A 15967-nucleotide genomic window follows, 5' to 3' on the forward strand; every position below is an offset into this window, starting at 1 on the left:
TCGGAAGATAAATGCAAGTAAACTTACTTACCTTAACATCGCTTTAAATTTGATCGTCAATAATGGTTGCCAACGTTGAGGAATAAGCGATTACAAAGGCTTTAAGCAGGTTAGCGGCGTTTTAGTTATGTAACAATAACATTACAGGACACCCATAATTGTTTCAATCCAACGACAATCAAAGCGTAATCCTTGTATCTCCTTAAGGAAATCGCTATACTTATCTTCGTAGTTAGGGGATAGCTGATCGGGTCCGCTGATGTTATCGAATAAATTTCTTAACAAAAGCGCTAACTTCGGTTATACTATTCTTGCTTGATAAATTACATATTTTATGTTTGGAGGAAGAAAGATTATGCAATCAAGTTTAAAGAAATCTCTTTACTTGGGCTTAGCTGCTTTAAGCTTTGCCTCAGTTGCTGCAGTTTCAACGACTGCTTCAGCTAAATCTGCTGCTAAGGTTACATCTGACAAGGTGTTAACCACTGACGCTACTAAGCGTAACGTTAATTTGACTGGTACTAACGCTATTTACTCAAAGCCAGGTACTGTTAAGGGTGCTAAGGTAGTTGCTACCACGACTACTGCTAAGAACCTTAACAAGTCAACGACTTCACGTGAAAACTTCCGTGCTTACCGTGTTGCTAAGACCAACCGTGGTTCTATCTACTACAAGGTTGTTTCTTACAACAAGGCATACCGTGGATGGGTTTACGGTGGTAAGAGTGATACTGCCTTTGCTGGTGGTTTAACTTCTTACGACACTTTCAAGGAAGGCACTTTGACTGCTGACCAAAAGAGTGGTAACTACAAGTTAGCTAACCCTGGTAAGACTGAAGCCGGCTTGACTTACAAGCAACCAGCTTGGACTCAATACAAGATTGGTAAGACGATTGCTGACACCACTGCTTACAAGGACGCTACGTTCTCTGTAGACAAGGTTGGTACTCGGACTCGTGAAGGTGACACTTGGGTACACGTCGTTAACCAAAACACCGCTGACACTAAGGCTGATGGTTGGATTCTTTTGAGCAACTTAACTCAAACGAATGCTTTCAACGAAGCTAGCCAAGTTAAGGTTAATATCAACAATTTGAAGGGTGAAACTTTGAAGTCCTTCAACTATAATGTTGGTACGACTGCTACTAACACGAACGCTGCTGACAACACTGTTTATGACTCAACTGCTACTCCAACTAAGTTTGCTGATGGCTTTGCAGCTACTGTTAAGAATGCTTTAGCTGGTACTGGTTACACGGTTGATGGGACTAATGCATTAAACCGCGTTGCTAACTTGAAGTCTGGTTCTACTTTGACTATTTATGCAACGGAAGGTACTCAAAAGCCATCTACGGTTAGTGTATTTGCTCAATATCCAGATACGCCATCTATTAACCAAGTAAAAGTAGCCACTGCTGATCAAACTAAAGACGGTGTTGCTGATGCAGCTACTGCTCAAAACTTGATTAACCAACCAGCTGCTACTACGCTCTTCACTGGTGTTGAAGGTAAGTCCTTCACTGCTACTGAAGCTCTTGCTTACTTGAATGGTAATGCTTCTATGAAGAAGTTAACTTCTCCTTCATGGACTGAAACCTCTGGTAGCACTTCTGTTACGTATCAATGGGTATTGACACCTAGTCAAGCCTTTGCTGGCCAATATGGTTCACCATTCTCTGCTATCTACACTGCAAAGAAGACGGTTGTTCCTGCAACGGGTAGCAATGACAACAATACCGATAACCCAATCGCTAATGGTGTTGTAAGTTCTACTCCTACTGCAAATCCAACTGATACAACTAAGTAATCATTTATTACTTTAAATGATGGTTAATTTGTAGTTTTAAATTGAATCGATCTACATTAGTCTTCGGATTATGTAGATCGATTTTTTATATATTATTACCAATAAGCCTTTATACTCGGAGATATTAATGATTTGATATAAATAATAAGATTTGGTCGATAATTAGTTATTTCGGTCTAAATTTAGAACTAAGTTTTAATCGGCATCTCTAAATGGATAATCATTTCATACAATTTTGACTTTATCCAATAATGTAAAATATCTCGATTTTTCGCTTAATTTGCTGGTATACTAATAGGAGTTACTAAATCGTGACTAATTCTGTTTCATCGGAGGAGACACACATGCAAAAGAGTTTAAAAAATTCACTGTATCTTGGCTTAGCCGTTTTGAGCTTAGGTACGGTTACGGTTGTTAGCACGACCGCTAATGCCGCTTCTAAGACGAAGGTGACATCTGATGTTACTTTAAAGACGGCCGCTGAAAGTCGGAACGTTGAAGCAACTGGTACGAATGCTTTATACAGCAAGCCAGGGACTGTTAAGGGTGCCAAGCTGGTCGCTTCTAAGACCACGATGAAGAAGATGGCGAACTCCAAGAAGTCTGCCGACTACTTCCGTGCTTACCGGGTTGCTAAGACGACTCGTGGAACTGTTTACTACAAGATGGTTTCAATGGACGGCAAGTACCGTGGCTATGTTTATGGTGGCCGGAGTGTAAAGGCTTTTGCTGGTGGCATTAAGAAGGCAGCAACGACTAAGTCCGCTACTATGCCAAGTAATACAACGATGTACTTCAAGACGCCAGGCAAGAGCAATGTATCTTGGACGGCGCCTAACAACACGCAATACAAGGCTTCTAAGGTTGTTAAGGATACGACAACGTATGCTAATGATGCTTTAGTGGTTACGGATGCTGCACGGAAGACGCGTGAAGGCTCATTGTATTACTACGTTACGGATGCTGCTCATCCCGAAGTTAATGGCTGGGTTTACGCTAAAGGTCTGACGACCACTAAGCCAACAACGGATAACTTTAATGATAAGACAGATGTTAAGGTTAACTTGAAGAATGCTGATGGTGTGGTTATTAAGACAGCAATCTTATCTAAATTAGATGCTAATGGCGGTACGACTTCAACGGTAACAGGTACAGCTGTTGGCGATTCGGCAAAGAAGCAAGCAAATGATGCTTGGGGTAAGACGGTTCTAACTGGTACTGGATATAAGTATGCTAGTGCCGATTCTAGCAATGTATCTGCTTTAACAAATGCCAAAACGGGTGATACGATTACATTGATCGTTACTAAGAATGAAGTGGTTGATACGCCAATTACTTTCTATGCAACGACAAATAGTGCAGATTTATCACAAAAGGCAACAGTGCTATCTGTGTATAAAAACGAGACAAATACACCGGCTTCTAAGGATACGGTTGTATTCCCAACAGTTAGTGCTACATTCGATGGTACCAAGGATGCTAGCTTTACTGCTGGTGATCTGGTAGCTTACTTGACGACTTCGAAGCTAAACGTATTGTACACACCTACCTATACTAAGACCACTGGTAGTTCAGACAAGTACTACACGGAATACACGTTAGTTAGTGCCTTACCAGGTACTTATGGCACAACTACTAAGGCTTTCTATGTAGCTAGTGAAAAGACTGGTAACTCACCAATGAGTGCGCCTGTAGTTTCAGGTACGACTGGCTACCACACGAACAACTAGTAAGTTTAAATTTAGTAGCGATTGATTCCTTGATCGGTAAGATAAAGAAACCCCGTTCACATTGTGGATGGGGTTCTTTTGTGCACTTGGGCAAGGAAACAAAGAAAAATTACTGGGATTTACATAATTCAGAATACAATTAACGCCTTGAATAAAATTGAATGCGTGGTACTCTCAAATGTGGACCTACTAATTAAGTCAAAATGGCAGAATAATAATGTGGCATAAATTTATTAAGGCAACGTTGTGTTTGGTGGGAATGGTGACCATTGGATCAATAACGCCAACGGCTCAAGCTAGTAAAGTGGTGACTTCAATGCCAACTGTGCTCCGGGGAACCTGGCATTTTAATATGGATAATGAAAATAAAAATACATATTCGTTTAATAAGCACAGTGTCAAAGAAGTTACTAAAAATGGTGGATATACAGACACAACTAAATCTAAACTGGTTAAAAAGCTTGGGAATAATGAAATGAAGGATATAGTTGTTGAAAAGCAACATAATGGCTGGTACGGTATGATGTGGAGTGGGACTGATGGTATCTTAGTAATTAAACCCGGAAACTATAAGCTACATGGAAAGAAGTATCATGTTCTTTACATGCGAGATTTGGGTTGGGGCGGCCGAATGGATAAGAAAATAACGACTTACGTAGCATTTACACATAACTTTTCTGGAGTTCACACAAAGTCCGTTTCGACTAAGGGAATGTTGAAGTAAATTTCCTTAAATAGCGGTGAAGATTGCTGCGGTACTTTAAAAACACCATGACGCTAGGTTAGTCAGGGTGTTTTTTGAGTATGATAGTGAGAAAAGTGTCTGGGATAAAGTCGGTTTTTATTGTATAATCTTTAATTAGGAGTAAACATTGGTATATTTGTTAAATATAATTTATATTATAAAGGTTTCTTATGGGGTAATTGATGCATAATCGGAAAGGAAAAGATGATGGAATATAAGCAGAGGGGTATCTGGAAGATTAGATGTGTATGTGTGCTAATTGGGGGGCTGGTAATGCTACTTCTTTTCCCGATGACGGTAGGAGCTGATTCAACACATACGAAAATACCAACAAATACCACACTAACTGACCAAGAATTCGAACGGCAAATTACAGCCGATGTTGACCCCGACCGTCCGATTAGGGAAGTACTTCCCGATCCAGTAATAGCAAGTCATTTTGTTGATAGTTATAATTACTACGTTTATTCACCCGCGGGTCAGGGGGTTACGCTGGATTCTAATTATCAAGCGGCAATGGCGCGGGCGGGCGATGCTTTGCTATATATGAATATTCCAGAGAAAGTCCATGATTGGACAGGAGTCAAGCTAATAGCCAGGGATGTTGCCATTATCTCGAATCAGGGTGATGGATTTGATAGGAAGGCCCTGATTTATTATCAACAGTTCGAAACGGGGAGTTCAATTAACTTTTCTAACTGCGGAATTACCCAATCGACGTTTGAAGGATTTCTCGATTATATGCGTGAACACCACATAACCCGTATTCAGGGAAACTTTGAATATAACCATATTTCTGATTTTTCGCGGTTATCAAATATTGTTGTGAATGATAATAACTACCCAGAAGGATATGGTTTTTATGGCTTCTTTGGTGCTGGTCAAACGAACGGTCATATAACCTATGAAGGACCCGGGGCACCAATTAAAGTAGTGGGCAATACGGCAACGGTCGCCGTTGATGACTTCCAACAGATGATGACGCTGGGGTCGCCAACCAGTACGATTCCAGTTGATTGGCAAGATAGCGATAATCCGGTAAATCACACCTATTGGGCAATGGACAGTGACCTTGCGCGGCAGATGTATGATCCGATTAGTTATGGTACAGCGCTGAAGAAAGAGGAGCTGAACCATACGTTTCCCGAAGAGTCGCCAGATTTGAGTGAGGCGGCGTCTATGAGTAGCTGGCACCAAAGTGATTTTGACCGCTTTGCGCGTAATTATATGGCCTATGCCGGACGTTATTTAGTGACCAATACGGGTTGGCGTAAAGTGAATGTGCCGCCATCAGTTGCTTCCAGCAAGATGTACTTACGCTCATTGGCCGACCGTTTTCACTTTAAGCTACCGGATATGGTTAAGAATTACCCTGATAGACTTACGCTGACCAATATTGGTAGTGACCAGCAATCAATTACGATTAAAGGTGATTATCGGAACGGGGGATCGATCGTGACGGCCTTTAATACGGCGGTTGACGTGCCACTGGTTCATGAGAGCCGCCCCGCGGTCTCATCGACAGAGACCTCCCGGCCAGTAACACCTTCGAAGCCAGATAACGTGACCAAGCCGAGTTATGTGGTGAAAAAAGGGCAGGCGGTATCCGGAATACAGAAACTCGGTTTGTATCGTCAGGCAACCTTTACGGCGAAGAATCGGCGGGTGTTTTATCCTCGGCAGTTACGTGAAAAACGCCCCCAATTTGTCGTGACGGGGTATGCCACATCTAGGGGCGGACGGCCGCGATATCGGGTCCGCGATGTGAATCATCATAGTCGAACGGCTGGCCTGACTGGCTACATCACAACCCAGCCACAGTACGTGACGAATACGTACTACAAGCAAAATCCGCGGCGAATTCGGGTTATTAATGCCCAAGGGGTTAACGCCTACCGCCGGGTTAAGTTAACTGGCAAGATGCGGCACTATAAGCGAGGAATGGTTTTGAAAGTGAAGCGACTGGAATCGTATCACCTGACGACTCGCCTTGTGTTGACGAATGGGCAGTATGTGACGGCGAATAAGACGTTGGTGATGAAGCGGTGATAGGAGTTAAAAAAATATTGGTGGATCTCGGGATTTTTTTAAGTGAACAGCATATGAATGTCGTTAACTGGAAAAGCTTTATTTTTCGTATTTAATTGAAATTTAAAATCAGAGTAAACAAAGGGAACTCTATTTGAAAGTTAACAAAGTTTCGTATAAGTATTCGTCAATGGCCACTGACGAATAGTCATAATTATTTTACATAAGGACAATATTTCTTATATAATATAATAAATATGGACAATAATAGAAAGGAAATATGTGATGGATACTTTCAATATTGAATCTATTGACTTAAAACGACTAAAACTTGATAAACAGAATCCTAGGTTCTCTGCGTATAATTTTAAAAATGAGACTGAAATTATCAATTATCTATTCAGATATGAAAAGTTATCATCGTTGATTGATGAGATGTTAGATAAAGGCTTTTTAGAATTGGGCGAAAGAATTATTGTACTACAAGATAAGTCCGGATATACTGTTTTAGAAGGAAACCGCCGTGTTGCGGCTTTGAAGGCAATTACTTCAACTAATAAGAATTTAACTCAAGGGCAACGAAAACGTATTGGAAAGAGTTCTTTGGCGTTGACAACACCATTGATAATTAAATGCGATGTTGTGAGCAACAGAGAAAACGCGAATAATAAGATTGCTTCTAAGCATATTTCTGGGATAGAAAAGTGGTCTCCTTCTAGTAAGATGGCCTTCTATAATAATACGTTTAATAATCTAATTGGAAATGGGCGTAGAAAATTATCTTCAGAGGAAGCAATAGAAGAAATTAAACAAACTACGCCGGAATCGGCTACTAAAATCAGAAATACTATCGCGGAGTTTAAATTTTTAGAGTCTGTATATGACGAAACAAAAAGAAAATATCCAGATCTGGCAGCTATGCCTGAACTGAGCACTGAAGTTATTAGTGGACGCGTCTTGTCATATTTAAAAAAAGATTTGAGCTTGGTAAGAGATGAGTACCTTCGCATGAATGTACCAGATAAACTTTGGACTACGTATCAGGAAATCTTACTCATTATTGGCGAATTTTCTTGGTGCATTAAGGATGATAAGGGAACTTCAGTAATAGATACACGTGTTGTTGGTACCAGAAGCAAATGGAATGAGTTTTTATCAACGAATATAGCGCTCCCATTGAGAAATAAAATAAGTGAGTTTCAAAAACCAAGAGAACTAGATGAAGATAGCGATAGGGATGATCTACAAGAAAAGGATACCGAAACATCTGCGAACGATAGTGGCACAAGTGAAGAGGAGAGAACTGATAAAAGTAAAGATGATAAATCTAGCAATCATCAGGACAAAAATTCAGATCAAGATATAAAGGATTATAAACTTATTATTCCTCAAGATATCGTTAAGCTTAGTAAAAAACAATTGCCATTTGATTTAGTGTTAGACAAGGATATTCAGCTTTTCGATGCGGAAAGTAATATTATATCTTCGAGTAGTTCCGAGTATGATAAGATTAAAGTTAAGTCGTTTAATCCAAGAGCACCAATTTTATTTTCTGAGCATAAGGTATTACCCCAAAGCAGTGAAGGGACATTTCAAGTTGTTGCTCAATATAATAATTGGGAAGGAAATTTTTTTGTTGAGATAAAAGATAATAAGAAGAGCAAGGTTGAAACTTCGGATATTATTTATGATGATGACTGGTTCCTAAACAAGAATCTTCTTTTGGGCGAATCTGCTAACTTTGAAAAATTGAGACTTATCTTGAACAGTATTGACGTCAGAAAAGATGTAAGTAATGAAGAAAATTTGCTTATATGTTCGGCCCTTTGCCGACCATTACTTGAGGTTACGGTCAGAAGTACTCTAAGTAAAATTGGTAGGAAGTCAAGTGGAGATACCCTCATAGCGAGAATATCGACGTTGAAAAACGAATTATGTGAAAGAAGATTACTTACGCGAGAAGAATCAAAAAATATTAGCAAAATTGATGATGATTTGAATGCATTGAATGGTTTTCTTCATAGTGGTGATGGTAGGATAACAACACATAGCTTAATTGGCATATACTCTAAGTATAAGCTTTTCTTAGAGAAGTCATTTGACCTCCTGTTAGAATAAAGAAAAGTAGTTATGGAGAAGAATCTATGGAACATAATTTAAGTCCATTAAGGTATCCGGGTGGAAAAAATAACCTATATCCTTATGTTAAACATTTAGTAGAGATAAATAATATATCAACATACGTAGAACCGTATGCAGGCGGAGCTGCCATTCCGTTGAAACTTCTAGTGAATAATGATGTTGATCGTATTATTATTAATGATATTGACAGTGGAATATTTAATTTTTGGAATGCTGCATTTAATAATACGGCAGAGCTTATAGATTTGATTGAACGAGTTCCAGTTAACATTAATGAATGGTATAGGCAACGCGAGATTTATCGCAAGGCAAGTAGTAGTCCACTTGAAAAAGGATTTGCCGCTTTTTTTCTGAATAGAACTAATAGATCAGGAATTATAACTGGGGGACCCATAGGTGGATTTGAACAAAAATCTAAGTATTTGATTGATTGTCGATTTAATAAGCATTCCTTGATGAAGAAAATAGATCGAATAAGCAAATTTTCATCGAGGGTGACAATTCATAACTTAGATGCTATAGATCTGATAAAAAAATCAATTTCACAAACAAAAAATTCCTTGACCTTTTTTGATCCTCCATATTTTAACAAAGGTTATAAGCTCTATCGAAATTTTTATACACCTGTAGATCATAATCTACTGTCACAGTCTATTATTGAGAAGATGGAAGATAAGAAGTGGATATTGACTTATGATGTTGACCCTTACATTTTAAACTTATATCGAGAATTTGAGCACTTTCAATACGGATTGAATTATACAGCTGGAAAGCACAAACAGGCGAATGAATATTTATTTTTGTCACATGCTCTGTCCTCTTCATCTGTTGAGAGTTTTTTAAAAGTTGAATAGTTGTTATGTTGGGGATGGAAAGCTTGGCAATTTGGGAGAGAAGCTCAGGTACTTCTTCAAGGATAATAACGTATTCGATCGTGTGGTTAATTGTCAGAAAAACGGTCTTATCTGATATATTCTAAAGTATGATCTGACGATCGTAATGGATGTAAATAACATGGGATTTAATAGTTGATCGGAAAATAATGCTATAAATTTACATTTGTAGCAGACTACTTTGGAGTTGATACAATTAACTTTTGGGAGTTATTAAGCAGGGAGCATTTTAAGGCCCAATGAAATAATAAATTCAGGTTACTATTCCTTTACCTTATCTTGTTGAGAATCCAATGGTGTATCAAATGGGATTCGTAAGGTAAGAACTCAGCAATAAGCTGTTAGCAACTGGTAGAAATGACGTAAGACGAATAGTGAGTGAGGAGGAAGCCTATGAGAATTCAGAATTTAGGGCCAATTTCAGATGCTACCATTAACTTGAATAAATTAACTGTGTTTATTGGTAATAACGGTACCGGAAAAACTTTGGCAGCCTATAGTGTCTTTGCATTTCGCAACTGGTTGCGGACATTTAGTGCAGATGTGATTGCAACGGCTGATTTTTCTGATTTGGTAACCAATGGTAAACTTACCCTACCGATTGCCGAGACAGCAACCAGTGTCGTAACCAATGTTATTGAATCATTTAATCGCCTGAATGAGTCTAGTAGCTACTTCAGCAACTTCTTTAGGGACGAAGCGGTATACGTACCTCATAAAACGCAAATTACAATTGATAAGGATGACTTTTCAAATGAACTATCAAGTAAGCTTAGTAAAATATTATTTAGCTATGCAGGTCGTGAATCCGACGATGCCACCGATCAGATAAAGCAGTACGCTATCACGGTGGAAAAAGATGCAACTCAGAAAAATATTGTTATCACGCGGACTGAACAGTTGAGTGAAAACCGTAAGTTAGAATTATCTGCAGAAGAAAATATTATAAAAAGGCTTAATCAAAGTATTACATGTTTCTTCGCAGATAACTTGGCAGAAAATATTTATCTGCCGGCTGAGAGAATCGGCATTAATGTCTTTAGGACCAGACTAAATAATCAAGTGGTGAATGAGAGCTTTTCTAATCCAGTTGAAGCACTAACTAGCAGGCCAGCGATGAATGAGCGTTACCCATATCCAATTGAAGATTACATTAAATTTTTGAATAATTCCTTAACGTCTTTGGACCGCAACTATGATCAACAAACGTCGGCCGATGAGCAGGAACTTCTCAGTAAGCTAATTCCGGGACATTTCTTCTACAGCGAGGACTTGAATCAGATTCGATATCGTCTACCGGAAGACACGACACAGGAAATTAGCTTCAACCTCGTCTCATCATCGTTGAAATCTTTACTGGGGATTGAAACCTTTGTGAAGCATCATGACACATTTAGCTGGTTGCTCATTGATGAGCCTGAGATGAATCTTCATCCCACACGGCAAACGATGATGGCCGATTTACTCTACCAACTCACTAAGGGAAATACGCGCGTGGTCGTTTCCACCCACAGTGATTATTTTATTAAAGCGCTCATTAACGATATCTTGGCGTCTAAGGTCGCGGATAAAGAAAAGCACATCGGAACGACCGCTGATGTTTCGATTTATGAATTCACCAATAATAGTGTTCGGCGGCTGGAAGATTTAACCGATGAGGCCGCATTTACCAACTTTGATGAAACGACTGACAAGATTAATACGCGTTATTATGATCTACTAGATCAATTGGACGAGGAAAATGCGGGGCCGACCGATGAATGATCAGTATTATCAAGCATTTACACGAGCCATTGTGTCACAGCTGTTTGTCTCTGGTTCGCGGGCCCAACGGGTGATACAGGAAATTAATGAAGAGAATTATCAATTTAAACTAGAATTTCGTGTGAAATCGGCACATGCAGTTGCCTTTCGGCTTGAAGATGTAAAGGCACAAGCGAAGTACCTAAATGGCGGGAAACGAGCTGCTGGTAAGGATAACGACTGTACTATTATCGATAATGGTATTTTCCAGATTGAGGTTAAAGAAACTAAACGAATGGGAAATACAAAGGCTTCTAAGCAACTTATCGGTGGCGAGCGATGGTTAAAGCATCTTCTGTATTTGGTAGCCAGTGAAGATGAGACTCTTAAAACACAGGACCCACAGCAGATATACAACTTGATTATTCAGCGAGTGGGTCGTGGAACGCTGTCTCGGACACAGTCTCGGCAAGTTATTAGAGACGGTGATAATTACCGAATTCGAATTGGTAAAAATGAACGTCGAATTGACCTTACCCGTGTGAAGAACGAGATTACTCAAGGAAGTTCCGTGGTGAATGATCGTCGTTTCTTTAGCTAGTATCGTTTTTTACTTGGGGAGCAACTGAACTAAGTGGTATAGAAAGGTGTACATGTACTTTTGTTCTGCCTTCGATAGCGGCTACTTTATCCCATGCTAAGCCGGTTGGCATAATTACGCTAACTAATAAGTGGATAAGCTAAAAAGCGCCCAATTTGGGCGCTTTTTTATTTGCTCTAAGGCAATCGCAGTTCTGTAGGCAGCCCCTCAGGCGCAATGTCCAGATGCTGACAGATAGTTGTGAGAATATCCGTTGCGCGGGTTAAGGTGGTGAGATTTCTCAGGTGCAGGCGAAAGGCAATCTTCCGTTGCAGCCAGAACGGTACGGGAAGCTGACCGGCTTCCATTTGCCAGTAAGCCATCGGGGAAACATTCAACAGTGCACTGACTGCGGTGACTGACTGATCCTCAACCTGGGTGCGGACGCAGTGTAAGACGTCTGCATAGGTGTGCTTGGCTAACGGGTCGGAGTTCGTAATCAACGGTGTGACCTGGGTGCTGTCCGGCCAGGGCTGATCTGGCAAGTCGTTAGGTACCTCATACGTTCGATATTGCTGGATGGTCATATGCACAATTGCTTCGGGTAGGTCCGCAGCGGCGGACAACATTAACAACTGATCGACGGTTAGTTTATAACAAGAACAAATTAAGGTCAGCGTATCACCGTCAGCTACGGTAATATGGTCAGCTTCGAGTTCTAAAAGGTACCAAACTGGCACGTCAATGTCCTTTAAGACGGCTTCTGGCGTGGCATCGGCGGCCAAAATATGGCGCAAAGCTTTAAGGATGGTACCTAAACTGTGTGGGGGTGTCTGCATAAAAGGCCTCCTAGCCATTTTGGCCCATTATAGCAAGCGATTATGGGATAGACGTGAAAATATTATGAGAATATACGAATTATAAATAAATAAATAAAAAAATCATTCGTATATAAACCTGCAAATCATATTTGGTCAACATGATTTCATTGCGAATTTGTTGCGCAAATAAAGCGATCGGTGAATTAATTAGGTGATACGTCCTTCTTGCTATAATTCGTGTTTTGTGAGAATCTATAGCCGAATCAAAGAGGGGAAGACGGTAACTGAATGAGGGTGAGGGGATGTCAACCGCATGTTTGAACGGATTAACGGCGACGTATCGTCAACAAGTAGTCGCAACGAATACCGTTGATTTCACCAAATTACAGCCACAAGATGTCGAACGGCTGGTGCCAACGAATCAACTAGACATTGATTGGTCGGCGGTCATTTTTATTAAGAATTGTCGACGACGTAAAGCTATTGCCGATACCGTAGTTTGGACGGAGCAAGGTGGTTTTTATCGAACGCGTCAGTCGCCCCGAGCACTAATCAATCAAGTAGTCGAGACGAGCCTCGTGCAGTGGCTAGACATGCGGGCCATGGTGGATTATCTAGAATTGAGCGGACCATTGCCCTACGTGATGGGGCGAATCATGTTAGTCTCTACGGAGCGACCGGCCGATGGCAATCAGACCAGTTGGGTTGGCTGTTGGAGTGTGAGCCACATGAATCCGACCACTCGCCAGCATCAAGTGAGTTTGCTGTTAACAAATGGAATGACGATGATTATTCGCGATACGGTATCGCGTTTGCGTAAGAAGATCGCCGAAGCACATCAGATTTTAGTATTTCAGCAGGCAAACCAAGCATACGCGACGCATCAGTACCAGCCCGTCTCGAACGTCTACCGGCCGTTTAATCAGGAGCCATTGGCCTTTCGGCATTATCGAGACTGGCGGTTGGTTAGCGGTGTTTTACGTAAGGCAGGCTATTCGCTACCGGATGAAGTCGTTAAACAACTGGTCACCGAAATTTATCGGGGAGATTGGCACCCACGACATTTAGATGACGAATGGGTGTCGTCACAGTATTGACGGGGGTTGGTAGCTATGGGAGAAGTCAAAAAATTAACAAAATAATATTAAATTCGCCCGATATATAATTTGTTTATAATATAGTCGTAAATATATGTTAGTATGAATATTGTAAGTGCGTTAGGGATTAACCTTTTCAACCCAGAACGAACTAATTCGCACGAGGACTATGTTAGACGCCTTGACGGAGCATAGGCCGTTGAGATGTCACGAGGAGGAAGAGAATCATGATGGAAGCGAAAAAATTAGCGGTGGACGTTGAACGGATTCACCAGCTGAATTCGCTCTTACGGCCCTTCATCAAACGGCCAAGTGTTGGCGATACCATTACGTTTGAACAGTACCGGATTTTACATGAACTGGTTGCTGAAAAGATTAGTACCAGTGAGTTATCCCGGCGGTTAAACGTAGGTCAATCCATGGTATCAATTCAAATCAGTCGGTTATTAAATGGTGGATTCATTAAGGATGAAACCTTGCCGACAGATCGGCGCTATCACGTCTTTCAGATCACGACTCAGGGGCGACGGGTTGAAGAACACGTTAACGGTGCCCTAGAAGTTGAGTTACCGGAGTTAATGAAGCAGGTCAATACGATCTTGAAATAACGAAATAGCTGTGATGAACCGTTATTAGCGACAGACAAAGAGGACCCCCAAGAATTGGTTAAATTCTTGAGGGCCCTTTTTGAGATTAATAACAAGTTTTACGCTTATTCAGCGGCTTCTAATTCTTCTGCTGGTTCTTTGAGTGGATTACCCGCCTCGTCAACTAATTGCAGTTCACTCAAGCGAATAATAACCAGGTCGCCGAAAGAGTCAATCTTATCGGTTTCCTTCTTAGCGAGTTGGTTAGGTTCAACCTTAACCAAGGCCGCATGTTCGTAGATCTTAGTAATGGTTCCGTAAAATGAGTCAGAGAAGAGTTCGGTCTTCTTACAAAAGACCCGATTATTTTCGTGTAATGCCATTGGCGATCGTCCCCCATAAAAGTAATTTATAACAGAGTAAAGGTCATGGGCCGAAATGTCAAGAAGTTTCCACTAAAAATATTGTATCTGTGTAAAAGATTGTGGGTCTGGTTTAATAAGTGAGTAAGTAAACTAGTTGTGTCGCAGCTGATCAATCTTAGATTGCGTCGCAAAATTCTGTAATAATTCGTTTTGCTTGGTGACTTGAGTGGCAAATTCCGTAAGAAAATTAATGTCTAGATCGCGCAGGGGACGCTGTTGCTGAGCAGCAATGAGGAGGTCGTCAATTTGTTGGTTCAAGGACTGACTAGTTTGTTGCAATACGGCAAAAGCGGGAATGGCAGTGATTCCGGTTGAGGTGAAGGTCGACGTAACAGTCGGGGCACCGGTTGTGGTGATCGGTGTCGTTGACACTGGCTGTATTTTTTCGGGTGTTGCCGTGCTGGCATCGAAGTAATAATAGACTTCGCGCGGTTTTAACGCAGCTTTCTTAATACGATGATCAATTGAAGGCGCGGCTGAGACGGCCCCCATGACGACGGTTGTGGCGAAGCCTAATTCACCTAACATCTGGCGTAACTTGACCGCCCGAATTCCGCGAATCCCTGGAAATTTTTCTGCCGAGACGGCCTCGGTTTCGTGTTCATCTTGTAGCCAAGTGATAATTTGCTGGCGAATCTTTGCCGCTTGACTGTTTTTAGTGTTTGCCATGTCCATGCCCTCCATACGCGTTTTAATGATTAATTGAGTTGTTATTAATTATTGAAACATGTTTATTGTGGTAGTGACAAGGGCCAATGGAGAAAATAACAAATTTCTTAGGACTTTTACCCGCCACTAATCTTTTCAAGATAAGTATGGTACAATCAGGGTACATAGAGGAATAATTCTGGTGATACTGCCCATTACGGGTGGCCAGGCTAACATCACTGTGCGCATGAGGGTTAATCATTGGGGGTCTTCCCTGTGGTTGTCTTAGTCGCGGCGGAGTTTCGGACCCTTTGATTGAGCAAATGCCGATATCGAGGAAGAGGCGCGCTGGCGACTCTTCCTTTTTGTTTATCATCAGTGCGTCGGTGGCAGTTCTAATCAATATAGGAGTGAACAATTTTGCATATCTTTAGAGATGAAAACGGGATTCGGCTGGTCGTATCCCACCAGCTCGGACATTACGCCGTCCATTTCACGAACTACGCCCCAGAACAGGAATTCGTTAATTACGAATTAAAGCGAGACCGGCACGGCCGTTATCATCTAAACATTGAAAAAACGAACCTGACAGAACTGGATCAACCAGTCTTTAAGCAGGAATTGGTTTTTGGTGACTTAGGTGACAGCTTAACACCCATTGCCGGCGTAACCCTGATGCTGATCTAGTCCGGGAAATAGGTTGAAATTACGGGAGTCTGGG

14 protein-coding genes are annotated in these 15967 nt (G+C 41.1%); 11 read left to right on the top strand and 3 right to left on the bottom strand.

Annotation, left to right across the window (positions count from 1 at the left end):
• Window positions 1–355 precede the first annotated feature (355 nt).
• The 8 genes from FC61_RS07655 (at window position 356) to FC61_RS07690 (ending at window position 11689) form a co-directional block, all read left to right on the top strand.
• On the top strand, window positions 356–1807 hold the full coding sequence (locus FC61_RS07655; RefSeq protein ID WP_052471874.1) for a hypothetical protein: 1452 nt from the start codon (window positions 356–358) through the stop codon (window positions 1805–1807).
• A 344-nt stretch (window positions 1808–2151) separates the two neighbouring features.
• Window positions 2152–3537, top strand: a complete 1386-nt coding sequence (locus FC61_RS07660; RefSeq protein WP_021742353.1) for a hypothetical protein — start codon at window positions 2152–2154, stop codon at window positions 3535–3537.
• A 217-nt stretch (window positions 3538–3754) separates the two neighbouring features.
• Window positions 3755–4261 (top strand): hypothetical protein, encoded by a 507-nt coding sequence (locus tag FC61_RS07665; RefSeq protein ID WP_021742352.1) that lies wholly within the window; start codon window positions 3755–3757, stop codon window positions 4259–4261.
• 294 nt (window positions 4262–4555) lie between these two features.
• Window positions 4556–6331, top strand: a complete 1776-nt coding sequence (locus FC61_RS07670) for a DUF5776 domain-containing protein (RefSeq protein ID WP_042516712.1) — start codon at window positions 4556–4558, stop codon at window positions 6329–6331.
• 264 nt (window positions 6332–6595) lie between these two features.
• Window positions 6596–8428 (top strand): hypothetical protein, encoded by a 1833-nt coding sequence (locus FC61_RS07675; RefSeq protein ID WP_021741830.1) that lies wholly within the window; start codon window positions 6596–6598, stop codon window positions 8426–8428.
• Between the two features lie 26 nt (window positions 8429–8454).
• A complete protein-coding gene (locus tag FC61_RS07680; RefSeq protein ID WP_021741829.1) occupies window positions 8455–9306 on the top strand; it encodes a DNA adenine methylase in 852 nt (283 codons plus the stop codon).
• A gap of 432 nt (window positions 9307–9738) precedes the next feature.
• Window positions 9739–11109 carry an AAA family ATPase gene (locus FC61_RS07685; protein WP_021741828.1) on the top strand — a complete coding sequence of 457 codons (1371 nt, stop codon included), beginning with the start codon at window positions 9739–9741 and terminating at the stop codon, window positions 11107–11109.
• Window positions 11102–11689 (top strand): hypothetical protein, encoded by a 588-nt coding sequence (locus FC61_RS07690; protein ID WP_021741827.1) that lies wholly within the window; start codon window positions 11102–11104, stop codon window positions 11687–11689. Before FC61_RS07685 ends, FC61_RS07690 begins: the two co-directional genes overlap by 8 nt.
• 176 nt (window positions 11690–11865) lie before the next feature.
• On the opposite strand, the gene FC61_RS07695 is transcribed toward FC61_RS07690, so the two are convergent.
• Window positions 11866–12507, bottom strand: a complete 642-nt coding sequence (locus FC61_RS07695; protein WP_233995615.1) for a hypothetical protein — start codon at window positions 12505–12507, stop codon at window positions 11866–11868.
• A gap of 284 nt (window positions 12508–12791) precedes the next feature.
• Here FC61_RS07695 and FC61_RS07700 point away from each other — a divergent pair, with 284 nt between their 5' ends.
• Entirely contained in the window at window positions 12792–13586 is a 795-nt protein-coding gene (locus FC61_RS07700; RefSeq protein WP_021741825.1) for a hypothetical protein, read from the top strand.
• 227 nt (window positions 13587–13813) lie between these two features.
• A complete protein-coding gene (locus FC61_RS07705; RefSeq protein ID WP_011668857.1) occupies window positions 13814–14194 on the top strand; it encodes a MarR family winged helix-turn-helix transcriptional regulator in 381 nt (126 codons plus the stop codon).
• 104 nt (window positions 14195–14298) lie between these two features.
• Here the strand turns inward: FC61_RS07705 and FC61_RS07710 are convergent, their stop codons facing one another.
• Together FC61_RS07710 and FC61_RS07715 are read right to left on the bottom strand one after the other, a co-directional pair.
• Window positions 14299–14556 carry a hypothetical protein gene (locus tag FC61_RS07710; RefSeq protein ID WP_021741824.1) on the bottom strand — a complete coding sequence of 86 codons (258 nt, stop codon included), beginning with the start codon at window positions 14554–14556 and terminating at the stop codon, window positions 14299–14301.
• 132 nt (window positions 14557–14688) lie between these two features.
• Window positions 14689–15267: a hypothetical protein gene (locus FC61_RS07715; RefSeq protein WP_024526280.1), complete on the bottom strand. Its 579-nt coding sequence runs from the start codon at window positions 15265–15267 to the stop codon at window positions 14689–14691.
• A 399-nt stretch (window positions 15268–15666) separates the two neighbouring features.
• Between FC61_RS07715 and FC61_RS07720 the strand changes: the two genes are divergently transcribed.
• On the top strand, window positions 15667–15933 hold the full coding sequence (locus FC61_RS07720; RefSeq protein ID WP_011668854.1) for a hypothetical protein: 267 nt from the start codon (window positions 15667–15669) through the stop codon (window positions 15931–15933).
• Window positions 15934–15967: the final 34 nt, after the last annotated feature.

It is taken from the genome of Levilactobacillus brevis ATCC 14869 = DSM 20054, assembly GCF_001433855.1.
Lineage (GTDB): Bacteria > Bacillota > Bacilli > Lactobacillales > Lactobacillaceae > Levilactobacillus > Levilactobacillus brevis.